Raw genomic sequence first — 22,018 nt, forward strand, 5'->3', positions numbered from 1 at the left:
GTCCCGGACGCGCGGACGCCGCGACCCGGCGTGGGTCGCGGCGTCCGTGGGTGCCGGCGGCTCAGGCGGTGCCGGGCTGCTGCTGGTTCTGCGTGGTGTTCTGCTGCGGGGCCGGCGACGAGGACGGCAGCTGCTGGGTGGGCTCGCCCTGCCCGACCTGGGGCGCCTGCTGGCCACCCGCGATCGGTGCGCCCGACATCGACGCCCGGATCTGCTCCAGGCGCGAGGCGCCCGCCATGTCGGTGGTCGACTGCTGCACCTCGAGCATGCGGCCCTGCACCGAGTTCTGGGCCAGCTCGGCCGACCCGAGTGCGGTCGCGTACCGCTTCTCGATCTTGTCGCGGACCTCGTCGAGCGACGGCGCGTTGCGCGGCGCGGACAGCTCGCTCATCTGCTGCAGCGACTTCGCGGCCTGCTCCTGCATCTTGGCCTGCTCGAGCTGGCTGAGCAGCTTGGTGCGCTCGGCGATCTTCTGCTGCAGCACCATCGAGTTGCGCTCGACGGCCTGCTTGGCCTGCGCGGCCGCGCCGATCGACTGGTCGTGCAGCGTCTTGAGGTCCTCGACGCCCTGCTCCGCGGTCACCAGCTGGGTCGCGAAGGTCTGGGCGGACTGCTCGTACTGCTGGGCCTTCTGCTCGTCGCCCTGGGCGCGGGCCTGGTCGGCCAGCACCAGCGCCTGACGCGCCGAGGACTGCAGCTTCTCGATCTCGCCCAGCTGCCGGTTGAGCTTCATCTCCAGCTGGCGCTGGTTGCCGATCACCGCGGCCGCCTGCTGCGACAGCTGTTGATGCTGGCGCTGCGCGTCCTCGATGGCCTGCTGGATCTGCACCTTCGGGTCGGCGTACTCGTCGACCTTCGACGAGAACAGGGCCGACAGATAGCTGAAGAACTTGGTGAATCCGTTGGCCATCTCTGCGCGTCCTCCGCCTGCGTTCGCTCGCGACCGTGCCCGCCGCCACGGCGGGCGTGCGGACCCCGGTCCGGCCCCGCGGTCCCCCCGCGGCCGGTGCCGGACCTCCGGCCCTGTCCATCCTGGCATCGCTGCCGGTCTGCCCGCACCCTACCGCGCAGGAGCGGTGTGCCGGGGCGGCCCGCCGCGACCGGGGTCAGGCGGCGGAGGCGACCGGCCCGCCCGACGACGCGGGCGCGGCGACCACCGAGCCCGGCCGGCCGGCCAGACGCAGCTCGGCGTGGCGCTGCCCGATCGGGACGAGGACGTCGTCGCGCCGGGCGGTCGCGGTCGCCATGTCGGCGGCCACGGTGGTCAGCAGGTCGGGCACGGAGATGCCCAGTGCCTCGCAGATCGCGGCGAGCAGCTCGCTGGAGGGCTCCTTGCGGCCGCGCTCGACCTCCGAGAGGTAGCCGAGGCTCACCCGCGCGGCCCGCGAGATGTCGCGCAGCGTGCGCCGGCGCGCCGTGCGCACCTCGCGCAGCCCACTGCCGATCGCTTCCCGCAGCAGCATGTGCCCTCCTCGCCCGCTCCCCGGACACCCGGTGAGACCTCACCGTACCGACTCCGCGCCCCGCGCCGCGTCACGACGCTGTACGCCCAGGGCGAACACCTCAACGCCGGCCGTGGCCGTTCTCGTCCCCGCAGGTCAGGAGGGGCGCGGGCGCAGCGCCTTGCGGACGTAGTCGACGCCGGTCACGACCGTGAGGACCAGCGCCACCGCCATGACCGCCCACTGGAGGACGAGCACCGCCGTCGCGGCGGCCGTGTCCGGCCCCACCAGCACCGGCAGCGGCAGCAGGAACAGCCCGATCGCGACGGTCTGGGCGACGGTCTTGGCCTTCCCGCCGCGGCTGGCCGGGATGACCCCGCGGCGGATCACCACGAACCGCAGGGCGGTGATGCCGAGCTCGCGTACGACGATCACGACCGTCACCCACCACGGGAGCACGCCCAGCAGCGACAGCCCGACCAGGGCGGCGCCCATCAGGGCCTTGTCCGCGATCGGGTCGACGAGCGCGCCGAACCAGGTCACCAGGCCCCGGCTGCGGGCCAGCTGGCCGTCGAGCCGGTCGGTCGCCGCCGCGACGGCGAACACCGCGAACGCGGCCAGCCGCCACGCCACGTCGTGACCGCCACCGGCGAACAGCACGACCACGAAGACGGGGACCAGCAGCAGCCGCAGCACCGTCAGCGCGTTGGCGATGTTGAGCAGCGGCGGGTCGCCGACCCCGGCGGCGCCACCGGCCGGCCGCGGGGTGCTCATCCGGCGGTCGGGGCCGCCGGGACGGCACCGACGGGCGTCCGTGGCCCGAGCAGCTCCAGCGCCTCCACCAGCAGGTCGACGCCCTCGGTGTCCAGCACCCGGGCGCGGACCAGGTCCCCGGGGCGCAGCGAGCCGGGCTCCGGGCCCCCCTCGGCGGCGGCCACGACGGTGGACTCGCCGTCGGCGTCGGGTCCCTGGTGGGCGGCGCGGCCGGTGCAGTCCTCGTCGTCGGAGTCGGCGGTCTCCACCAGCACGACGACCTCGGTGCCGATCCGTTCCTCGGCGCGCTGCTCCATCAGCTCGTCGACGAGCGCGGAGATGCGCTCGACGCGGGCGCGGACCTCGGCCGGGTCGACCTTGCCGTCGTAGCCCTCGGCCTCGGTGCCGTCCTCGTCGGAGTAGCCGAACACGCCGACGGCGTCGAGCCGGGCGCCGGTCAGGAACGCCTCCAGCTCGGCGAGGTCGTCCTCGGTCTCCCCCGGGAACCCGACGATGACGTTGGAGCGGATCCCGGCCTCCGGCGCGAGCGCGCGGATGCGCTCGCAGAGGTCGAGGAAGTCGGTGCGTGAGCCGAAGCGGCGCATCCGGCGCAGCAGCGGCCCCGAGGCGTGCTGGAACGACAGGTCGAAGTACGGCGCGATCCCCGGCGTCGTCGCGATGACCTGCAGCAGGTCCGGCCGCAGCTCGGCCGGCTGCAGGTAGGCGACCCGGATCCGCTCGATCCCCTCGGTCCGCGCGAGCTCCGGCAGCAGGTCGACCAGGGCGCGGGTGCCGCCGGGCAGGTCCTTGCCGTAGGAGGTCGAGTTCTCGCTGACCAGCACGAGCTCGCGCACGTCCTGCCCGGCCAGCCACGCGGCCTCGCCGAGCACGTCGGCGGGCGGGCGGGACACGAAGCTGCCGCGGAAGCTCGGGATCGCGCAGAACGCGCAGCGCCGGTCGCAGCCCGAGGCCAGCTTGAGCGACGCGACCGGTCCGCCGGACAGGCGGGTGCGGGCGATGTCGGGGACCCAGTCGTGGCCGGGCACCGAGACGTCCGCGGTGGCCGCGGGCCGCGCGACGGGCGAGATCGGCAGCAGCCGGCGGCGGTCGGTGGGGACGTGCGGGGCCGGCGCGTGCCCGCCCAGGACGTCGCCGAGCCGCTCGGCCAGCTCGGGGTAGGCGTCGAAGCCGAGCACCGCGTCGGCCTCGGGCAGGTCGGCGGCGAGCTCGGCGCCGTAGCGCTCGGCCAGGCAGCCGACGGCGACGACCTTGGCCCCGGCCGGGCGCGCCACGTCCGCGGCCGCGAGCACGGTGTCGATCGAGTCCTTCTTCGCCTGCTCGACGAAGCCGCAGGTGTTGACGACGATGACGTCCGGGCTGCCGTCCTCGGCGTCGACCAGCTCCCAGCCGGACCCGGCCAGCCGGCCCGCGAGCTCCTCGGAGTCGACCTCGTTGCGCGCGCAGCCCAGGGTCAGCAGGGCGGCGCGCCGGGGCGCGTTCTCGGGGGAAGCCACGGGTACCAGGGTAGACGTCACCTCCGGCGGGTCCCGAGGTGGACACTAGGCTCCTGCCGTGCCCGAGCCCGAGGTGACCGTCCGCCGCGCCCGCACCCGCGACGTCCGCCGCATCCGGGAGCTGGTCGACGAGTACGCCGGGACCGTCCTGCTGGCCAAGGAGACCGTCACCCTCTACGAGGCCGTGCCGGAGTTCCTCGTCGCCGAGGTCGACGGCGCGGTCGTCGGCTGCGGCGCGCTGCACGTGCTCTGGGAGGACCTCGGCGAGATCCGCACGGTCGCGGTGTCGCCGTCGGTGCTGGGCCGCGGGGTGGGGCACCGGATCGTCGCCGCGCTGATCGGGGGCGCCCGCGAGCTGGGCCTGGAACGGCTGTTCGTGCTGACCTTCGAGAAGCAGTTCTTCGCCCGGCACGGCTTCGCCGAGATCGACGGCACGCCGGTCTCGGCCGAGGTGTTCGCGGCCATGCTGCGCTCCTACGACGCCGGCGTCGCGGAGTTCCTCGACCTCGCCCACGTCAAGCCGAACACCCTGGGCAACGTGCGGATGCTGCTGACACTCTGACCCCGTGGCGGGCGCGTGGCGGTGGCGGACCAGCGCCGCGCTGCGCCCGCTGGTCAGCGAGATCTGGGCGTGGTCGACGCCGGCCGGTCCGCCCGGGGTGCACCAGGGCGTCGCGAGCGGGCACCTGACGGTCGTGCTGTGCCTGCGCGGCACGGTGGACCTGCTGCACACGCCCCGGGCCGGCTCCGGCCGGTTCGTCGCCTCGGCGGCCGGGCTGCACGCGTCACCGGCGGTGATCGCGACCGGCCCGGCGCAGGAGGGCGTGCAGCTGGCCCTGACCTGGCGGGGTGCCCGCACGCTGCTCGGCCTGCCCGCCGCCGAGCTGGCGGGCGACGTCGTCGACCTCGCCGCGCTGCTGCCCGGCGTCGACGCCCTGCTCGACCGGCTGCACGCGGCCCCCACCTGGTCCGCCCGCTGCGCGCTGCTCGACGCGGAGCTGTGCCGCCGGGCCGCCGCCGGACCGGACCGCGCGGCGCCCTCGGAGGTCGGGCGGGCCTGGGACCTGCTCGTCGCCTCCGGCGGGACGGCCCGCATCGCCGCCGTCGCCGACGACGTCGGCTGGTCGGCCCGCCACCTGTCCGAACGCCTGCGCCGCGAGACCGGGCTGGCGACCAAGACCGCCGCGCGGGTCATCCGGTTCGAGCGCGCCTGCCGGGTGCTGCGCTCGCCGGCCGCTCCCCCGCTGGCCGAGCTGGCCGTGCGCTGCGGCTACGCCGACCAGCAGCACCTGGCCCGCGACTTCCGCGACCTCGCCGGGACCACGGCGACGGCGTGGCGGGCCGAGCGGACCTGAGTTGCTCCGGTTCGTCCACGACGACGGGCCCCGACCGCGGGAGCGTCGGCGCCATGAGAGCACCGACTGGCCTCTGGGCCTCCCTGTCCTGCCGCGACCCCCGCGCGACGATCACCTTCCTCACCGCCGCGTTCGGGCTCACCGAGCGCGCCGTGCACACCGAGGCCGGGGAGGTCGTGCACGCCGAGCTGCTCCACGACGAGGGCGGCGGGCTGATGCTCGGCCCGGCGCGTCCGGGCGGCTGCCCGCCGGGCGGCGCCTCGGTGCACCTGGTGTGCGAGGACCCGGACGCCGTGTTCGCCCGCGCCGTCGCGGCCGGCGCGGCGGTCGTCGCCCCGTTCGACGCCGACTACGGCAGCCGGCTGTTCGTCGTCACCGACCCCGAGGGCAACCACTGGAGCGCGGGCACCTGGTACGAGTAGCGGCGTGGTCCGCCTCGCTCTGCACACCCCCGAGATCCCGCCGAACACCGGCAACGCGATCCGGCTGGCCGCCAACACCGGCGCCGAGCTGCACCTGGTCCGGCCGCTGGGGTTCTCGCTGGACGAGCGGTCGGTGCGCCGGGCCGGGCTCGACTACGCCGACCTCGCCCACGTCGTGGTGCACGAGCACACCGCCGCGTTCGCCGCCTGGGTGCGCGCCCGGGCGGCGCGGGTCTACGCGTTCGTCCCGGGCGCCCCGCTGCGCCACACCGAGGTCGCCTACCGGCCCGACGACGTGCTGCTGTTCGGGCGCGAGTCGACCGGCCTGCCGCCCGCGGTGACCGGCGCGGACTGGGTGACGGCCACGGTGTCGCTGCCGATGCGCCCGTCCAACCGGTCGCTGAACCTGTCGAACGCGGCGGCCGTCGCGGTCTACGAGGCGTGGCGCCAGCTGGGGTTCAGCTGATCCCGTCGAGCAGACGCGCGAGCCCGGTGTCGACGATGCGGGCCAGGTCGTAGGGGTAGTCGCCGATGCGGGCCAGTGCCGGTCCGCCGTGGCGGCGCAGCGCCGCCCGCAGGCCCGGGTCGTGCTCGGACCAGGTGTCGGCGTCGACCCCGGTGTCGGCCTCGGCCTCCTGCTCGGCGGCCAGCGTGAGGGCCATCCCCCGCACGAAGCCGGTCAGTGCCACGTGCAGGTCGAACCGCTCGACCGGGTCGGCGACGACCTCCTCCAGCGCGGCGAGCTCGAACTCGGCGAAGCGCAGCAGCGACGGGACCGCCTGCGGGCGCGACAGCGACAGCACCCGCGCGAGCCACGGGTGGCGCCGGTGCACCCGCCACTGGGCGCGCGCCGCGCCCTCCAGCCGGGCCCGCCACGGGCCGTCCGCAGGGGGCAGCACCACCTCGGCGAACACCGCGTCGATCATGTGCAGGAGCAGCTCGTCGCGGCTGCGCACCCGGCGGTAGAGCGACATCGTCGGGACCCCGAAGGCGGCCGCCAGCCGTCGCATCGACAGCGCGGACAGCCCGTCGGTGTCGGCGACGCCGATCGCGGTGCGCACCAGCCGGGCCGTGTCCGGCGGCGCAGCCGTCGGGGGCCGCGACGCCCGTCCGGCGACCACCGAGCCGACCCGGTCGGTCGTGGCCAGCAGCCCCTCCTCGCGCAGCCGGGCCAGCGCCCGGGCCGCCGTGGACGTCGCGACGCCGTGCTCCGCGGCCAGCGCCCGGACCGACGGGGCCCGCGCGCCGGGACGCAGCTCACCGGCGTCGATCCGGGCGCGCAGCGCCGCCACGACCCGGTCCGCCGCCGACTCGGCCATGTGCTCCTCCTGTACCACCTGTACCGGCACAGATGTGGCGTCGCCGCAGCTCCGTCGCCGATCCTCGCTGCGTACACCGTACCGAGGAGTGCACATGACCGACATCCTGATCAGCGGGGCGGGCATCGCGGGCGAGACGCTCGCCTGGTGGCTGCGCCGGCACGGGCTGCGGCCCGTCGTCGTGGAGTCCGCGCCGGGACCGCGTCCGGGTGGGCAGGCCGTCGACGTCCGCGGCCCCGCGCTCGAGGTCGTCGACCGGATGGGGCTGGGGCCGGCCCTGCGGGCAGCGCGCACCGCGATGGACGGGATGTCGCTGGTCGACGAGCAGGGCACCGAGGTCTTCCGCAGCACCGAGGTGACACTGACCGGCGGGCCGGTCGCGAGCGAGGACGTCGAGATCCTGCGCGACGACCTGGCCGCCCTGCTCGGCGGCGCCGTCTCCGGCGTCGAGCACCGCTGGGGCGACCGGGTCACCGCGCTGCGCCCCGGCCCGGACGGTGTCCGCGTCACGTTCGCCTCGGGGACCGAGGAGCGGTTCGACGCCGTCGTCGGCGCCGACGGGCAGCACTCGGGCGTGCGCCGGCTCGCCTTCGGCCCCGACGACGACGGCCGGCTGGTCCCGCTCGGGCAGCACGTCGCCGTGTTCTCCCTGCCCAACACCTTCGGCCTGCGCCGCTGGCAGGTCTTCCTGCAGCGCCCCGACGCGATGGCCGGGCTCTACACCGCCCGCGACGACACCGAGGTCCGGGTGATGCTGGGCTTCACCGACGCCGCCGCCCGCTACGACCACCGCGACACCGACGCACACCGCGCGCTGCTCGCGCGGCACTTCGGCGACGGCGCGTGGTGGCTGCCGGAGCTGCTCGCCGGGTCGGCGACCGCCGAGGACCTCTACCTCACCCCGGTCACCCAGGTCCGGATGCCGTGCTGGTCGCGCGGCCCGGTCGTGCTGCTCGGCGACGCGGCCTGGAGCCCGACCCTGCTCTCCGGCCAGGGCACCACCCTCGCGATCGCCGGGGCGTACGTGCTGGCCGGCGAGCTGGCCCGGGCCGGCGGCGACCCGGTGACCGCGGCCGCGGCCTACGAGCGCCACCTGCGGGGCTGGGTCGTGGCGAACCAGGAGCTCGCGCTGACCAACGCCGAGCGGGTCCGGGAGCTGCGCGACCCCGCCGCGGCCGCGCCGGGGATCGTCGAGCACGGGGCCGCGGCCGCCGCGACGGCGGTCGCGCTCCCCCGCTACCCGTCCTAGCTCTGGCGGATCGCCTGCACGTCGAGCTGGATCTCGATCGTGGAGCCGACCACCGGCAGCCCCTTGGCGATCGTCTGCTGCCAGTTGAGCGTGTAGTGCTCGCGGTGCAGCTGGGTGGTGGCGATCGCGCCGACCCGGTCGCCGTTCCACTCCGCGGCGCCGAGGAACGTCGTGTCGAGCGAGACGTCGCTGGTCAGGCCGTGCAGCGTGAGGTCGCCGTCGACGGTCCACCGGTTCCCGCCGTGCGCGACGAAGCGCACGCTGGAGAAGCGCAGCTCCGGGAAGCGCTCGACGTCGAGGAAGTCGGCCGAGCGCAGGTGGGTGTCGCGGGCGGGCACGTTGGTGTCGACGCTGGCCGCGTCGATGACGACGTCGACCGAGGACTCCTCGAACGGCTCCGCGATCCGGATCTGGCCCTGGAAGCGGTTGAACCGGCCGTACACCTTGGACAGTCCGATGTGGCGCGCGACGAAGCGCACCGAGCTGTGGTCGCCGTCGATGACGAACACGCCCGGCCGCGGCGGCCGCAGCGCCGGGTCCTCGCCGAGCACGATGTGGCCCATCTCGGCGTGCTCGCCCCACGACACCTCGACCAGGTCGGTGACCTGCTGGTACCCGCCGGCCTCGACCCGCACCCGGTAGCGGCCGGGCATCAGCGACGCCGCGAAGCGCCCGAACGGGTCGGTCTCGACGAACACCGCGCGCCGGTCGGCCGCGTCGATCACGGAGATCTCGGTCCCCGCCAGCGCGCCGCCCTGCTGGTCCCGGACCTGCCCGGACAGGACGCCGCCGGTCAGCGGAATCGGGACGAGCGCGTGCCGGTCGGTGGTACCCCGCGCCGGGCGACGACGGTCCTTCTTCCTCCAGAACACCAGCCAGACCTCCTCTGCCCGACGGTGGGGGCAGCACGGCGTGCGGCCACCGGTCGGTGACCCGCCGCCACTCTGGCACGTTCGTGACGGTTTCGTTAACCCGCGGGCGCGAAAGATCGATGACCCACGGTGTTCGTCACATCACGCTGTCGCACAGGGTCAGTCGTCGTCGGCGACCTCGCCGCCGTCGGCGGTGCCGCCACCGCGGATCAGGTACAGCGCACCCTCCAGCTCGTCGGGCTTGACGAGCACGTCGCGGGCCTTCGAGCCCTCCGACGGCCCGACGATGTTGCGCGTCTCCAGCAGGTCCATCAGGCGGCCCGCCTTCGCGAACCCGACCCGCAGCTTGCGCTGCAGCATCGACGTCGACCCGAACTGCGAGGTGACGATGAGCTCGGTGGCCTGCAGCAGCAGGTCGAGGTCGTCGCCGATGTCGGCGTCGATCTCCTTCTTCTCGCCGGCCTTCTGCGCCGTGACGCCCTCGGTGTAGCTGGGCTCGGCCTGCTCCTTGGTGAACGCGACGACCTTGGAGATCTCGTCGTCGTCGACGAACGCGCCCTGCATGCGGACCGGCTTGCCCGCGCCCATCGGCAGGTAGAGCGCGTCGCCCATGCCGATCAGCTTCTCCGCGCCCGGCTGGTCGAGGATGACCCGGCTGTCGGTCAGCGACGACGTGGCGAACGCCAGCCGGGACGGCACGTTCGTCTTGATCAGGCCGGTGACGACGTCGACCGAGGGGCGCTGGGTGGCCAGGATCAGGTGGATCCCCGCGGCCCGCGCCTTCTGCGTGATCCGCACGATCGCGTCCTCGACGTCGCGCGGGGCGGTCATCATGAGGTCGGCGAGCTCGTCGACGATGCACATGATGTACGGGTACGGCCGGTAGACCCGCTCCGACCCGGGCGGCGCGGTGATCTCGCCGGTGCGGACCTTGCGGTTGAAGTCGTCGACGTGGCGGACCCGGTTGGCCTGCATGTCCTGGTAGCGCTGCTCCATCTCCTCCACCAGCCAGGCCAGCGCGGCGGCGGCCTTCTTCGGCTGGGTGATGATGGGCGTGATCAGGTGCGGGATGCCCTCGTAGGGCGTCAGCTCGACCATCTTCGGGTCGATGAGGATCATGCGGACCTCGTCCGGCGTGGCCCGGGTCAGCAGCGACACCAGCATCGAGTTGACGAAGCTCGACTTGCCGGAGCCGGTGGAGCCCGCGACCAGCAGGTGCGGCATCTTCGCCAGGTTCGCGACGAGGTAGTGCCCCTCGATGTCCTTGCCCAGCCCGATGCCCATCGGGTGCTGTTCGGCGCGCGCGTTGCCCGACCGGAGCACGTCGCCGAGGCGGACCATCTCGCGGTCGGTGTTGGGCACCTCGATGCCGACCGCGGACTTGCCGGGGATCGGCGCGAGCAGCCGGACGTTGTCGTTGGCGACGGCGTAGGCGAGGTTGCGCTGCAGCTGGGTGATCTTCTCGACCTTCACCGCCGGGCCGAGCTCGATCTCGTAGCGGGTGACCGTCGGGCCGCGGGTGAAGCCGGTGACCTGGGCGTCGACGTTGAACTGGTCGAGCACGCCGGTGATCGCCTCGATCATGGCGTCGTTGGCGGAGCTGCGGGACTTCGGCGGCGGGCCCGACTCCAGGGTGTCCGCGGGCGGCAGGATGTACTCGGTGTCGCTCTGCGGCTCGCGGATGGCCATCGAGAGCTGCTCGCCCTCGATCGGCTCGTCGACGGCCTGCGGCGTCTCGACGACCGGCCGGCGGGGCTTCGCCGGCGCCGCGGCGGCGGGCGGGACGGCGGCCTGGGCGGGCTGCGCGTCGTCGGGCGCGCCGGGCAGCGACGGGTCGACCGGGGCGGGGGCGTGCTCGCCGTCCCCGGCCCGGAACGCGTCGGCCTCCGAGGCGCCCTGGCGCCGTCGCGACGGGCGGCGCCGCTTCGGGGCCTCCTCGCCCTCGGCGGCGAGGGCCTCCCGCTCGGCGACGGCGTCGGCGACGGTGCGGGGCCGGTCCCCGCCGTCGCCGGAGGCGTCCTGCTCCTCCGCGCCGTCCTCGGGCGGCAGCTGGCCGGTCAGGCGGCGGAAGCGGTCGGGGAGCTCGCGCACCGGGATGCCGGTGACCAGCAGTGCCGAGTACAGCGTCAGCAGGACGAGAACGGGCACGGCCGTCCACACCGTCAGGCCGGCCTGCAGCGGGGTGCCCGCGAGGTAGCCCAGGGCCCCGCCCGCGCCGCGCCAGGCGTCGGGCTCGGACGGTCCGCCGTGGGCGAGGTGCACCAGCCCGAGCACGCCCAGGGCCAGCAGCAGCGACCCGGTGACGATCCGCGGCCGTGCCTCGGGGTGCGCCGGCGTGGTCACCAGCACGACGCCGACGCCGAGCAGGATCAGCGGCAGCAGGACGCCGGCGACGCCCATGACCGCCTGCACGACGAAGGTGAACCAGTAGCCGACCGAACCGCCGGCGTGCCACCACAGACCGGCGGCCGCGATGACCGCCAGCACCAGCATCCCGAACCCGAGGCCGTCGCGGCGGTGGGCCGGGTCGATGTCGCGGGTGCGCCCGACCGCGCGGCCCGACGCGCGGAAGGTCCTGGCGACCCCGCGCCCGACCGCGTCGATCCCGCGGTCGACGAGGTCGGGGCCCTGGCGCTTCGGCGGCGTGCGCCGGGTCGCGGGCCGCTTGCGGGCGCCGGACGCACGGGAGCCGGACCGCCCCGAGCCGCGGCCCGCGGCCGCCCTCGTGGTGGTCCTGCCCGTACCCGTGCGTCCCGCCATGTCACACACGGTAGCCCGCTTCGATGATCGAACCGGGGACCGACGCGGATCCGGGCCCGGCCCCACCCCGCCGGGCGGCGGGCGGGGCCGGGCCGCGGTCGGCTCAGACCGCGATGACCGTGGGGACGATCATCGGGCGCCGGCGGTAGGTGTCCGACACCCAGCGCCCGACGACCCGGCGCACCCCCTGGGCGATCCGGTGCGGGTCGCTGACGCCCTCGTTCTCCAGCCGGGACAGCTCGTCCTCGACCAGGGACTGGGCGGCGTCGAGCGCCTTGGGGTCGTCGGAGAAACCGCGCCCGGACAGCGTCGGACGCGACAGGGCCCGGCCGGTCTTGTGGTCGATCGCGACGTTGATCGCGATGAACCCGCCCTCGCCGAGCGCGATGCGGTCACCGAGCGTGGTCTCGCCGATGTCGCCGACGGCGAGCCCGTCGACGTAGACCTGGCCGACCTCGACCCGGCCGGTGATGGCCGCGCGCCCGTCGACGAGGTCCACGACCACGCCGTTCTCCGCGATGACGACCGACTCCTCCGGCACCCCGGTGCGCACCGCGAGCGCGGCGTTGGCCCGCAGGTGGCGCCACTCGCCGTGCACCGGCATGACGTTGGACGGGCGCACCGCGTTGTAGAGGAACAGCAGCTCGCCGGCCGGGGCGTGCCCCGACACGTGCACCTTCGCGTTGCCCTGGTGGACGACGGTCGCACCGAGGCGGGTCAGGCCGTTGATGACGGCGAAGACCGCGGTCTCGTTGCCCGGGATCAGCGAGCTCGCGAGGATGATCGTGTCGTCGGGCCGGATGGTGATGCTGCGGTGGTCGCCGCGCGCCATCCGCGACAGCGCCGCGAGCGGCTCGCCCTGCGACCCGGTCGAGACGAGCACGAGCTTCTCGTCGGGCAGGCGCATGGCCTCGTCGATGTCGACGAGCAGGCCCTCGGGGATCCGCAGCAGCGAGTGGTCGTCGGCCAGGCCCATGTTGCGGACCATCGAGCGGCCGGTCAGGCACACCTTGCGGCCGTGCGCGGCGGCGGCGTCGAGCACCTGCTGCACGCGGTGCACGTGGCTGGCGAAGCAGGCCAGGATGATCCGCGACGGCGCGCGGCGGACCAGGTCGGAGATGACCGGCCCGATGTCGGCCTCGGGGGTGACGAAGCCGGGCACCTCGGCGTTGGTGGAGTCGACCAGGAACAGGTCGACGCCCTCCTCGCCGAGCCGGGAGAAGCCGCCCAGGTCGGTGAGGCGCCCGTCCAGCGGGAGCTGGTCGAGCTTGATGTCGCCGGTGTGCAGCAGCAGGCCGGCGGGCGTGCGGATCGCGACCGCGACGGCGTCGGGGATCGAGTGGTTGACCGCGAAGTACTCGCAGTCCCAGCCGCCGTGGCGGACCCGGTCGCCCTCCTTGACCTCCTGCAGGTGCGGGGTCAGGCGGTGCTCCTTGCACTTGGCCGCGACCAGGGCGAGCGTGAACCGCGACCCGACGACGGGGATGTCCGGACGCATCCGCAGCAGCCACGGCACGGCACCGATGTGGTCCTCGTGCCCGTGGGTCAGCACGAGCGCGTCGATGTCGTCGAGGCGGTCCTCGATGGCCCGGAAGTCGGGCAGGATCAGGTCGACGCCCGGCTCGGAGTCGGACGGGAACAGCACGCCGCAGTCGACGACGAGCAGCCGTCCCTCGTACTCGAAGACGGTCATGTTGCGACCGACCTCACCGATGCCGCCGAGCGCGTAGACGCGCAGGCCGCCCCGCGCGAGGGCGGGGGGTGCGGCGTCCGGCAGCTCGGGGCGCTCGATGCTCTCCGGCGGGGCGGAGAGCGACCGGCCGGGCCGGTTGCGGCGGTCGTTGCGCTGGGGGCTCACAGGGGTTCGTGCCTCACATGGGTTCGTGTTCTCGGACTCGTGTCGGTTCCGGGGAGCGGGGGCTCACGTCCGGTACAGAAGCTCCGTTCGCTCCGCTCACGTTCGGTGCGGATTCTCCGTTCGCTCCGCTCACGTTCGGTGGTAGGCCACCTCGGCGCCCAGGTCGGCCGCCGTGCGACCGCCCAGTGCGCCGTGGCCGCGCTCATAGGCGGGCTTGTTCGGGCGGGCCTGTGGGTCCAGCGCCACCCCTGCGACGGCCAGGTCCCCGGCGATGGCGGCGACCTGCTCCTCGGTGGCGGGCGGCAGCGGCAGCCGGGTGTCGCCGACGTCGATGCCGCGCAGGCGCAGTGCGGTCTTGGCGAACACCGCACCGCCGACCCGGCCCATCCCGCGGATGACCGGCAGCATCGCGTAGTGCAGCGCACGGGCCCGCTGGTGCTCGCCCGCGTGGTAGGCGTCGATCATCGCACGCAGCCGGTCGGCGACGACGTGCCCGATCACCGAGACGAAGCCGACCGCGCCGACCGAGAGCCAGGGCAGGTTCACCGGGTCGTCACCGGAGTAGTACGCCAGCGTGGTCGTCGCCAGCACCTCGGTGCCGACCCGCAGGTCGTTGCGGGCGTCCTTCACCGCGACGATCCGCGGGTTCTGCGCGAGGCGCTGGAAGGTGTCGACGTCGATCCCGATCACGCTGCGCGGCGGGATGTCGTAGAGCATGACCGGCAGGTCACCCGCGTCGGCGACGGCGGTGAAGTGCGCGAGCAGGCCCTCCTGCGGCGGCCGCGAGTAGTAGGGCGTCACCACGAGCAGGCCGTGCGCACCGGCCCGCTCGGCGCTGCGGGCCAGCTCGACGGAGTGCGCGGTGTCGTAGGTGCCGGCCCCGGCGACGACGGTCGCCCGGTCCCCCACCGCGGAGACCACCGCGCGGATCAGCTCGGACTTCTCGGTGTCCGACGTCGTCGGCCCCTCACCGGTGGTGCCGTTGACGACCAGGCCGTCGTTGCCGAGGTCGACCAGGTGCGCGGCCAGCTCCTCGGCCCGGCCCAGGTCGAGCTCGCCGTCGGCGTCGAAGGGGGTGACCATCGCCGTCAGCACCTCGCCGAACGGTCGGCGCGGCGGGTGCTGCTGCCCGCCGGCTGCGGGCTCGGGACCGGTGCTCATGACTGGTGACGGTACCGCCGCGGGGGCCGCGGATCCCGGTCACATCCCGGACGGTGCCGCCCGGTAGGCCTCGACGTCGGCGGGCAGGCCGGTCACCTCGACCCGGGCGGCGTCGCGGCCGAACGCGTGCAGGACCAGCTCGGCGGGCTCGCCCGTCACCGTGACCACGCCGAACCCGGTCGCGACGACCTGCCGGGCACCCTCCGGGCGGGCCAGCACGACGCCCACCGGGCTGCGCCGGAACAGCAGCCTGGACTGGGTCGCGAGCAGGTTCCACAGCTGCCCGTCGCGCCCGGGGTCGGCCGGGCGGGGCTCCCAGCCGGGCTCGCCGCGGCGCAGGTCCTCGTGGTGGACGAAGAACTCGGCGCCGTTCGCGAGCTCGTCGACCTTGCCCACCTTGAACGGCGACCACGCCGGAGGGCCCTTCCGCAGGTCGTCGATCATGTTCGGCCACGCCTCGGAGGCGTAGCCCTCCATCGCCTTCTCGGTGACCCCGGACAGCGCGGGCACCACGATCCCCGCCGCACTCCACGGCTGGCGCTCCCGCACCAGCAGGTGGGTGAGCAGGTCGCGGGCGTTCCAGCCCTCGCACAGCGTCGGGCGGTCCGGGCCGGAGCGTTCGAACTCGGCGCAGAGGGCGGCACGTTCGTCGGTGGCGAGGCTCACCGTCCCCAACCTAGTCCCGACCGCCCGGCCCCGCATCGAGCGACGAACGGTCGACAGACGGCTGACGGAACGCACGCCTTCTGTAGCCGGTGATACAGATCTCACCCCATCGGTGTCCCGATACTCCGGTCCGTCCCACTCACGCACTACGTCTCGACGGGGAGAACGCACGTGACGAACGCTGCCACCACGCAGCCGCCGCGGTCGATGCGCCGGATCGCGCTCGCGAGCATGACCGGCACGGTCATCGAGTTCTACGACTTCTTCATCTACGGCACCGCCGCGGCGCTGGTGTTCAACAAGGTCTTCTTCCCCGAGCTCGGTGCGGCGGCCGGCACGGCGCTGGCACTGGCGACGTTCGGCGTCGCCTTCGTCGCGCGGCCGTTCGGCTCGATCCTGTTCGGCCACTTCGGCGACCGCCTCGGCCGCAAGGGCACGCTCGTCACCACGCTGTTGCTGATGGGCTTCTCGACGCTGGCGATCGGCCTGCTGCCCACCACCGGGATGATCGGCGTCCTGGCCCCGGTCCTGCTGGTGGTGCTGCGCATCCTGCAGGGCCTCGCCGTCGGCGGCGAGTGGGCCGGGGCGACCCTGCTCACCGCGGAGAACGCACCGACCAAGGCCCGCGGCAAGTACGCGCTGTTCCCGCAGCTCGGCCCGTCGGTCGCGTTCGCGCTGGCCTCGGCCACCTTCCTGGTCACCGCGCTGACCATGAGCAACGAGGCGTTCCTGGCCTGGGGCTGGCGCATCCCGTTCATCGGGTCGGTGCTGCTCGTCGCGGTCGGGCTCTACGTGCGGCTCGCCCTGGAGGAGACCGCCACCTTCAAGCAGAGCGCCCCGGCCTCGACGAGGCTGCCCGTCGCGGAGGTCTTCACCACACGTCCGGCCGCGGTGTTCCTCGGCGCCGGCTCGACGACCGCGGTGTTCGCGTTCTTCTACATCGGCGTCACCTACCTGACCAGCTACGGCACCCAGCAGCTGCAGCTGCCGCGCCCGTCGGTGCTGGCCATGGGCATCGTCGGCGGTCTCGTGTTCGCGATGACGACGATCGCCTCGGCGATCCTGTCCGACCGCGTCGGGCGCCGGAAGATGGTCGTCGGCGGCAACATCGCCTCCGTGGTCGCCGGCCTGATCGCGTTCCCGATCATCGACATCGGCACCGTGTGGTCCTTCGGCCTGGGCCTGTCGCTGGTCCTGGGCGTGGTCGGCATCGCCTACGGCCCGATCGGCGCCCAGCTCCCGGAGCTGTTCCCGACCCGGTTCCGCTACACCGGTGCCGGCATCGCCTACAACCTGGCCGGCGTGTTCGGGGGTGGCGTGGTGCCGCTGTTCGCCGCGGCGCTGGCCGCGTCGACGCTGGGCAGCCTCGGCATCGGACTGCTGCTGTCGGCGGTCTCGCTGCTCAGCCTGCTCTGCACGCTGGCCCTGCCGCACACGAACGCGGACTCGCTGGCCGAGCAGGACGCGCAGCTGGCGTCGGCCTGACCGCACCGGGGCGGCCGGGCCGGGAGGCCGCCCCGCACCGCGGTGCCGGCAGCCGCCGGCCGGCACCCACCCGGACCGGACGGACCGGACGCCCACGCGGCGTCCGGTCCGTCGCCGTGCGCGCTACCCCCCACCCTCCGCCGCGGGATACCGTCCGGCGGACGGGGCACCGGCCCCCGGGGAGGGGGCGAGGATGGGCACCGACGCCGTACGCAGGCCGGACCCGCCCGTGCGCGCTCTGCCCGCACCCGACCCCGACGAGCACCCGGTCACGCCGTTCCTGTCCGCGCCGTGGACGGGCCTGACCCCGCGGATCGCCGCACTCGGCACCCCGCGGCACTACGCCCGCGGCGAGCACGTCTACACCCAGGGCCAGCTGTCGTCGCGGTTCCACCTGGTCGTGTCCGGGCGGGTGCGGATCTACCTGCACCGCCCCGACGGCTCCGAGCGCTCACTCGCCTACGCCGAGCCGGGCGCGAGCCTGGGCGAGGCGGCCTGCGTCGACGGGCGGCCGCGCCACCTCGCCTCGGTCTGCACGCGGCCCTCGGAGATCGTCGCGGTGACCCGCGACGCGCTGCTGGACGCGGCCCGCGAGGAGCCCGAGCTGCTCCTGGAGATCACCCGCCGCATCGCCTACAAGCAGCGCGTCATGCAGCTGCACGTGCTCATCGAGGGGCTGCCCGCGCGGGAGCGGATCGTGCTGCTGCTCGGCCACCTCGTGGAGACCTACGGCGAGATCGCCCTGGACGAGGTCGCGCGGCTGTCCATCCGGCCCGCCGTCGACGAGCTGGGCCTGCTGGTCGGGCTCACCCGGGTCACGACCAGCCGGGAGCTGTCCCGGCTGGTCGCGGAGGGGCTGCTGGAGAAGGAGGGACGCGGGTTCGTCGTGCGGGACCTGCCCGACCTGCGACGACGGGTGCACGCCGTGCTGGCGTGAGCCCCGCTCAGCCCTCGGTGACCAGCGGGCTCGACGCGATCTCGGTGCCGTCGGCCAGGGTCTGGATCTGGAAGTCGGCGAACACGTTCGGCACCTCGCGCTGCAGCTGGCGCAGGCACTCGACGGCGAGGTCGCGGATCTCGACGTCGGCGGCCTCGGAGGCGCGCATCGCGATGAAGTGCCGCCACGCCCGGTAGTTCCCGGTGACGACGATCCTGGTCTCGGTCGCGTTGGGCAGCACCGCACGCGCGGCCTGGCGGGCCTGCTTGCGGCGCAGGGTCCCGTTCGGGACGTCGGCGAAGCGCTTCTCCAGGCCCTCGAGGAGCTTCTCGTAGGCGGCGAGCGCGTCCGCCGAGGCCTGCAGGAACAGCTCGTGCAGCTCGGGGTCGTCGGCGATGACGTCGGGCTCGACCATCGCCGCGTCGCGCTCGGGGACGTAGCGCTGGGAGAGCTGGCTGTAGGAGAAGTGCCGGTGGCGGATGAGCTCGTGGGTCAGCGAGCGCGAGATGCCGGTCAGGTAGAAGCTGACCGAGCCGTGCTCGAGCACCGACAGGTGGCCCACCTCGAGGATGTGGGCGATGTAGCCGGCGTTGGTCGCGGTGCGCGGGTTGGGCTTGGACCAGGACTGGTAGCAGGCCCGGCCGGCGAACTCGGCGAGCGCCTGGCCGCCGTCGGCGTCGGTGGTCCACGGCACGTCCGCGGGCGGGGTGAACTCGGTCTTCGCGACGAGCTGCACGGTCAGCGGGACGGTCAGCGGGACGGTCGTGGGCGTGGTCCCCGGCGTGGTCTCCGGCGCGGTCTCCGACATGGCGACGAGGGTAACGACCTGCGGACCGCGCCCCTCGGGTGGCCGCCGCGTCGACCGTGACGCCGTCGATGACGTCGTCGTGGTTGCGCTGCCGTCACGTGTGACGCCATAGTGACGTCATGGACCTCACGCCCTACGTCGCGCAGCTGCGCGACGACCTGGTGGCCGCCGCGGCCGCGGGCGACGAGCAGACCCGCCGCACCGCGGCGCTGCTCGGCTCCGCGATCGAGCCCGCCGCCCGGCTCGCGATCATGAACGCCCTGTCCGACCTGGCCTCGGAGGCGACCGCCGCGCTCGGCGACCGGTCGGTCGAGGTCCGCCTGCACGGCCGGGAGGTGCGCGTGTCGGTGTCCGGCGGCGACACCGCACCCGGGCACGGCCCGGCCACCGGACCGGCGCCGCACGGCGCTCCCGCCGATCCCGGCACGGCCGGCCCGTTCGGCGCCCTCGGTGGCGACGCCGGCGACATCAGCCGCGTCACCCTGCGGATCGTGGAGCAGATCAAGGCCCAGGCCGAGCGTGCCGCCCAGTCCCAGGGCGTCTCGCTGAACACCTGGGTGTCCCAGGCGGTGCAGGGGGCGCTGGCCGGCGCGGAGGGGCGCGCCGGGCGCGCCCCCCGCGACGGGCGGAGCCTGCGGGGATGGGTGCAGGGATGAGCGACGACGAGCAGAACGGCCCCGTCGGCCCCGAGGGCGGCGACGCCCCGGCCCCGGCGCGGCACGAGCGTCACGACTGCGCCGGGACCGCCGAGATCGAGGTCACGACCGGCGCCGGACGCGTGCGGGTGGACCTGGTCGAGGGCGGGACCGAGGTCCGCGTCGAGGTCGCCGCGGACCGCTCCGCCGCACCGTGGTCGGGCGGCCTCGGCGGGCTCCTGGACTGGATCGGCAGCTCGATGACCGGCGGGGCGCCGGGCCCGCGGGCCGGGGCCGGCTGGTCCGGCCGCGGGTTCGACCCGATCGTCGGCGCCCCGTGGGAGGCCTCGGGCGACCCGTCGGCCGACGCCGTCGACGCCGTGACCGTGGAGTGGTCGGCCTCCTCGCGGCGGCTCGTGGTCCGCGGCCCGGAGGACCCGGCGCTCGGCGCGGTCCCGCTGCTGGTGACGGTGTCCGCGCCCGCCGGGTCGCGCCCGGCGGTGCGGACCGGCGCCGCCGCCGTCGAGGTGACCGGGCGGGCGTCCTGGACGGCGGTGCGGACCGGGTCCGGGACCGCCCGGGTCGCCGAGGTGGCCGGCGACGCCGACGTCACCACCGGGTCGGGCGCCATCGACCTGGGCTCGTGCACCGGGCGGGCGCACCTGCGCACCGGCTCCGGCGTGGTCGAGGCCGGGTCGCTGGGCGGTCCGTCCCGGGTCCGCACCGCCAGCGGCGACGTGCGCGTCGGCGAGCTGACCGCGGACCTGGAGGTGCGCTCCGGGTCGGGGGACGTCGTCGTCGCCGACGCGGTGTCCGGCGAGGTGCACCTGGGCACCGGGTCCGGCTCGGTGCGGATCGGGGTGCACTCCGGGGTCGCGGCGACGCTGGACCTGACCACCGGGTCGGGCCGGGCCCGCTCCGAGCTCGACGTCCGCCACGACGGGCCGCCCGCGGACCCGGCGCTGCGGCTGTCCGGGCGGACCGGCAGCGGCGACGTCCTGGTCACCCGGGCGGCCGCCGTCTGACCCGCGAGGTACCTCGCTCGTCGAGATGGTCGGCGAGCGAGGCACCGGCGTAGGCTCGGCCCCGTGGACCGCACGGAGATCGCCGCGATGAACACCTCGATGACCGGACGGGTGCTGGCGATGCCGCCCGCACCCGTCGTGGACGGCGGGTACGCCCTGCGCGTGCTGCGCACCCGGGGGCGCCGCAGCGGCGAGGACCGCGACACCCCGATCGGCCTCGTCGGTCACGACGGGGCGCAGTACGTCGTCTCCCCCGTCGGCGACCGGGACTGGGTCCGCAACCTGCGGGCCGCGCCGGGGTGCGCGGTGCGCTCCTCCGCGGGCGACGAGCCGCGCCGCGCCGTCGAGCCCGGGCGCGACGAGGCCGCCGCGGCCGTCGTCGGCTACCTGCGGGCGCTCGACGTGCCGTGGGCGCTGCAGGCGTTCCCGGTGCCCGCCGACGCCGGCCCGGAGCAGGTCGCCGAGCACCTCGACACGATCGCGGTGTTCCGCCTCGACCCCGCCTGAGCGGCGGGTCAGCGCACGGCCGCGGCCAGCTCGGCCGCGAGGTCGCCCCGCTCCCCCACCGCGACGCCGTCGAGGCCGAGCCACTCCGCCATCCCCGCGAGCTCCGCGGCCAGCTCGGCCGCGAGGCGCCCGCGCGGCGCCGCCGCGCCCGGCTCGGCGAAGGCCCCCGGCACGCGCAGCAGCCCGGCGCCGCGGTCGGCCTTGAGGTCCACCCGGGCGGCCAGCTCGCCGTCGAGCAGGAACGGGAAGACGTAGTAGCCGTACTGCCGCTGGGGCTCCGGCACGTAGATCTCGATGCGGTAGCGGAACCCGAACATCCGCTCGGTGCGGTCGCGCTCCCACACCAGCGGGTCGAACGGGCACAGCAGCGCCCGCCCGGTGACCGCGCGCGGCACCCGGGCCGCCGGGTCCCGGTAGGCGGGGCGGTCCCAGCCGCGCACCGCGACCGGCTCCAGCGCCCCCGCGTCGACGAGCTCGGCGATCGCGGTGCGGGTGCGCTCCGGGCCGAGGCGGTAGTAGTCGCGCAGGTCGGTCTCGGTGCCGACGCCCAGCGCCGACGCCGCCTTCGCGACGAGCTCGCGGGCCGCGTCGGACGGGTCGGGCGCGGGCAGGTCCAGGACCTCCCGCGGCAGCACCCGGTCGGGCAGGTCGTAGCGCCGCTCGAAGTGCACCCGGGTGCCGACCATCAGCTCCCCCACCGCGAACAGGTACTCGCAGACCCGCTTGACCTCCGAGCGCTCCCACCACGTCGCGCCCGGCGGGCGGGGCCGCACCGTCCCGGCGCGGCCCCCCGGTGCGAGCGCCTTCTCGATCGCACCGGCGCCCAGCGGCCCCGCCTCGGCGACGACGTCGACGATGTCCCCGGCGAGGCGGGGGTGCTTGTCGAGCAGCGGCCCGTAGTGCTTCCACCAGCGCCGCGGCAGCGTCTCGTGCGACAGCAGCGGGCGGTCGACGACCGGGACGAGGCTCGCCTCGTGCGCCCAGGTCTCCACCAGCAGCCGGGGGCGGCGGCCGGTGGGCGACCAGGCGGCGTCGTCGAGCAGGGCGGCGGGGTAGGCGCCGAGTCGGCTGAACACCGGCATGTAGTGGGCGCGGACCGCGACGTTGACCGAGTCGAGCTGCAGCAGCTTCACCCGGTCCAGGACGCGGCCGAGGTGCCGGCGGGTGACCGGCCCCGACGGCCGCGGGTCCGCGAATCCCTGGGCGGCGAGGAAGGTCCGTCGGGCCACGTCGGGCGAGATCGTGCGCAC

General features: G+C 75.0%; 22 protein-coding genes. 10 read left to right on the top strand and 12 right to left on the bottom strand.

Going from position 1 to position 22,018, the window contains the following annotated elements:
* Positions 1–61: 61 nt before the first annotated feature.
* From WJX68_RS09050 to WJX68_RS09065, 4 genes are all read right to left on the bottom strand, one after another.
* Positions 62–910: a PspA/IM30 family protein gene (locus WJX68_RS09050; RefSeq protein WP_422785677.1), complete on the bottom strand. Its 849-nt coding sequence runs from the start codon at positions 908–910 to the stop codon at positions 62–64.
* A 196-nt stretch (positions 911–1,106) separates the two neighbouring features.
* On the bottom strand, positions 1,107–1,463 hold the full coding sequence (locus WJX68_RS09055) for a helix-turn-helix domain-containing protein (RefSeq protein WP_340287997.1): 357 nt from the start codon (positions 1,461–1,463) through the stop codon (positions 1,107–1,109).
* A 135-nt stretch (positions 1,464–1,598) separates the two neighbouring features.
* A complete protein-coding gene (gene pgsA / locus WJX68_RS09060; protein ID WP_340288000.1) occupies positions 1,599–2,216 on the bottom strand; it encodes a CDP-diacylglycerol--glycerol-3-phosphate 3-phosphatidyltransferase in 618 nt (205 codons plus the stop codon).
* Entirely contained in the window at positions 2,213–3,709 is a 1,497-nt protein-coding gene (locus WJX68_RS09065; protein WP_340288003.1) for a MiaB/RimO family radical SAM methylthiotransferase, read from the bottom strand. The genes pgsA and WJX68_RS09065 overlap by 4 nt, the downstream gene beginning before the upstream one ends.
* Positions 3,710–3,767: 58 nt before the next feature.
* On the opposite strand from WJX68_RS09065, the gene WJX68_RS09070 reads away from it, so the two are divergent.
* Genes WJX68_RS09070 through WJX68_RS09085 form a run of 4 tightly spaced genes read left to right on the top strand, consistent with a single transcriptional unit; the run spans position 3,768 to position 5,952 of the window.
* Positions 3,768–4,271 (top strand): amino-acid N-acetyltransferase, encoded by a 504-nt coding sequence (locus WJX68_RS09070; protein WP_340288006.1) that lies wholly within the window; start codon positions 3,768–3,770, stop codon positions 4,269–4,271.
* A gap of 4 nt (positions 4,272–4,275) precedes the next feature.
* Complete coding sequence (locus WJX68_RS09075; RefSeq protein ID WP_340288009.1) at positions 4,276–5,064, top strand: helix-turn-helix domain-containing protein; 789 nt, start codon at positions 4,276–4,278, stop codon at positions 5,062–5,064.
* Between the two features lie 53 nt (positions 5,065–5,117).
* On the top strand, positions 5,118–5,486 hold the full coding sequence (locus WJX68_RS09080) for a VOC family protein (protein ID WP_340288012.1): 369 nt from the start codon (positions 5,118–5,120) through the stop codon (positions 5,484–5,486).
* A 4-nt stretch (positions 5,487–5,490) separates the two neighbouring features.
* A complete protein-coding gene (locus WJX68_RS09085) occupies positions 5,491–5,952 on the top strand; it encodes a tRNA (cytidine(34)-2'-O)-methyltransferase (protein ID WP_340288015.1) in 462 nt (153 codons plus the stop codon).
* On the opposite strand, the gene WJX68_RS09090 is transcribed toward WJX68_RS09085, so the two are convergent.
* On the bottom strand, positions 5,945–6,805 hold the full coding sequence (locus WJX68_RS09090) for a GntR family transcriptional regulator (protein WP_340288017.1): 861 nt from the start codon (positions 6,803–6,805) through the stop codon (positions 5,945–5,947). The genes WJX68_RS09085 and WJX68_RS09090 overlap by 8 nt on opposite strands.
* 94 nt (positions 6,806–6,899) lie before the next feature.
* Between WJX68_RS09090 and WJX68_RS09095 the strand changes: the two genes are divergently transcribed.
* Entirely contained in the window at positions 6,900–8,054 is a 1,155-nt protein-coding gene (locus WJX68_RS09095; protein WP_340288020.1) for an FAD-dependent monooxygenase, read from the top strand.
* On the opposite strand, the gene WJX68_RS09100 is transcribed toward WJX68_RS09095, so the two are convergent.
* The 5 genes from WJX68_RS09100 to WJX68_RS09120 all read right to left on the bottom strand — a co-directional run bounded on the left by WJX68_RS09100 (position 8,051) and on the right by WJX68_RS09120 (position 15,371).
* On the bottom strand, positions 8,051–8,926 hold the full coding sequence (locus tag WJX68_RS09100; protein ID WP_340288023.1) for a YceI family protein: 876 nt from the start codon (positions 8,924–8,926) through the stop codon (positions 8,051–8,053). The two genes, WJX68_RS09095 and WJX68_RS09100, sit on opposite strands and share 4 nt — an antisense overlap.
* Before the next feature lie 159 nt (positions 8,927–9,085).
* Positions 9,086–11,686: an FtsK/SpoIIIE family DNA translocase gene (locus WJX68_RS09105; RefSeq protein ID WP_340288026.1), complete on the bottom strand. Its 2,601-nt coding sequence runs from the start codon at positions 11,684–11,686 to the stop codon at positions 9,086–9,088.
* 103 nt (positions 11,687–11,789) lie between these two features.
* A complete protein-coding gene (locus WJX68_RS09110; RefSeq protein WP_340288559.1) occupies positions 11,790–13,478 on the bottom strand; it encodes a ribonuclease J in 1,689 nt (562 codons plus the stop codon).
* A gap of 195 nt (positions 13,479–13,673) precedes the next feature.
* A complete protein-coding gene (dapA, locus tag WJX68_RS09115; RefSeq protein ID WP_340288029.1) occupies positions 13,674–14,705 on the bottom strand; it encodes a 4-hydroxy-tetrahydrodipicolinate synthase in 1,032 nt (343 codons plus the stop codon).
* Between the two features lie 39 nt (positions 14,706–14,744).
* Positions 14,745–15,371, bottom strand: coding sequence for a TIGR03085 family metal-binding protein (locus WJX68_RS09120; protein ID WP_340288032.1), 627 nt, complete (start codon positions 15,369–15,371; stop codon positions 14,745–14,747).
* 171 nt (positions 15,372–15,542) lie between these two features.
* Here WJX68_RS09120 and WJX68_RS09125 point away from each other — a divergent pair, with 171 nt between their 5' ends.
* Positions 15,543–16,856: an MFS transporter gene (locus tag WJX68_RS09125; protein ID WP_340288035.1), complete on the top strand. Its 1,314-nt coding sequence runs from the start codon at positions 15,543–15,545 to the stop codon at positions 16,854–16,856.
* Between the two features lie 193 nt (positions 16,857–17,049).
* Positions 17,050–17,793: a Crp/Fnr family transcriptional regulator gene (locus WJX68_RS09130; RefSeq protein ID WP_340288038.1), complete on the top strand. Its 744-nt coding sequence runs from the start codon at positions 17,050–17,052 to the stop codon at positions 17,791–17,793.
* Positions 17,794–17,800: 7 nt separating this feature from the next.
* Here the strand turns inward: WJX68_RS09130 and thyX are convergent, their stop codons facing one another.
* Positions 17,801–18,601, bottom strand: coding sequence for an FAD-dependent thymidylate synthase (gene thyX / locus WJX68_RS09135; RefSeq protein WP_340288041.1), 801 nt, complete (start codon positions 18,599–18,601; stop codon positions 17,801–17,803).
* Between the two features lie 119 nt (positions 18,602–18,720).
* Here thyX and WJX68_RS09140 point away from each other — a divergent pair, with 119 nt between their 5' ends.
* From WJX68_RS09140 to WJX68_RS09150, 3 genes are all read left to right on the top strand, one after another.
* On the top strand, positions 18,721–19,257 hold the full coding sequence (locus WJX68_RS09140) for a toxin-antitoxin system HicB family antitoxin (protein ID WP_340288044.1): 537 nt from the start codon (positions 18,721–18,723) through the stop codon (positions 19,255–19,257).
* The gene (locus tag WJX68_RS09145; protein WP_340288047.1) at positions 19,254–20,261 is read left to right on the top strand and encodes a DUF4097 family beta strand repeat-containing protein; all 1,008 of its coding nucleotides are present in this window, start codon (positions 19,254–19,256) and stop codon (positions 20,259–20,261) included. Before WJX68_RS09140 ends, WJX68_RS09145 begins: the two co-directional genes overlap by 4 nt.
* A 63-nt stretch (positions 20,262–20,324) precedes the next feature.
* A complete protein-coding gene (locus WJX68_RS09150; RefSeq protein WP_340288050.1) occupies positions 20,325–20,768 on the top strand; it encodes a nitroreductase family deazaflavin-dependent oxidoreductase in 444 nt (147 codons plus the stop codon).
* Between the two features lie 8 nt (positions 20,769–20,776).
* Here the strand turns inward: WJX68_RS09150 and WJX68_RS09155 are convergent, their stop codons facing one another.
* Positions 20,777–22,018 (bottom strand): winged helix-turn-helix domain-containing protein, encoded by a 1,242-nt coding sequence (locus tag WJX68_RS09155; RefSeq protein WP_340288053.1) that lies wholly within the window; start codon positions 22,016–22,018, stop codon positions 20,777–20,779.

Origin of the sequence: Pseudonocardia spirodelae (assembly GCF_037727765.1) — a bacterium.
In the GTDB taxonomy this organism is placed as follows: Bacteria; Actinomycetota; Actinomycetes; order Mycobacteriales; family Pseudonocardiaceae; genus Pseudonocardia; species Pseudonocardia spirodelae.

Bases quoted from the DNA above. Each gene is read 5' to 3' on its own strand.
- WJX68_RS09050 (WP_422785677.1), bottom strand. From the start codon at position 910: ATGGCCAACGGATTCACCAAGTTCTTCAGCTATCTGTCGGCCCTGTTC.
- WJX68_RS09055 (WP_340287997.1), bottom strand. From the start codon at position 1,463: ATGCTGCTGCGGGAAGCGATCGGCAGTGGGCTGCGCGAGGTGCGCACG.
- pgsA (WP_340288000.1), bottom strand. From the start codon at position 2,216: ATGAGCACCCCGCGGCCGGCCGGTGGCGCCGCCGGGGTCGGCGACCCG.
- WJX68_RS09080 (WP_340288012.1), top strand. From the start codon at position 5,118: ATGAGAGCACCGACTGGCCTCTGGGCCTCCCTGTCCTGCCGCGACCCC.
- WJX68_RS09090 (WP_340288017.1), bottom strand. From the start codon at position 6,805: ATGGCCGAGTCGGCGGCGGACCGGGTCGTGGCGGCGCTGCGCGCCCGG.
- WJX68_RS09095 (WP_340288020.1), top strand. From the start codon at position 6,900: ATGACCGACATCCTGATCAGCGGGGCGGGCATCGCGGGCGAGACGCTC.
- WJX68_RS09105 (WP_340288026.1), bottom strand. From the start codon at position 11,686: ATGGCGGGACGCACGGGTACGGGCAGGACCACCACGAGGGCGGCCGCG.
- dapA (WP_340288029.1), bottom strand. From the start codon at position 14,705: ATGAGCACCGGTCCCGAGCCCGCAGCCGGCGGGCAGCAGCACCCGCCG.
- WJX68_RS09130 (WP_340288038.1), top strand. From the start codon at position 17,050: ATGGGCACCGACGCCGTACGCAGGCCGGACCCGCCCGTGCGCGCTCTG.
- thyX (WP_340288041.1), bottom strand. From the start codon at position 18,601: ATGTCGGAGACCGCGCCGGAGACCACGCCGGGGACCACGCCCACGACC.
- WJX68_RS09140 (WP_340288044.1), top strand. From the start codon at position 18,721: ATGGACCTCACGCCCTACGTCGCGCAGCTGCGCGACGACCTGGTGGCC.
- WJX68_RS09145 (WP_340288047.1), top strand. From the start codon at position 19,254: ATGAGCGACGACGAGCAGAACGGCCCCGTCGGCCCCGAGGGCGGCGAC.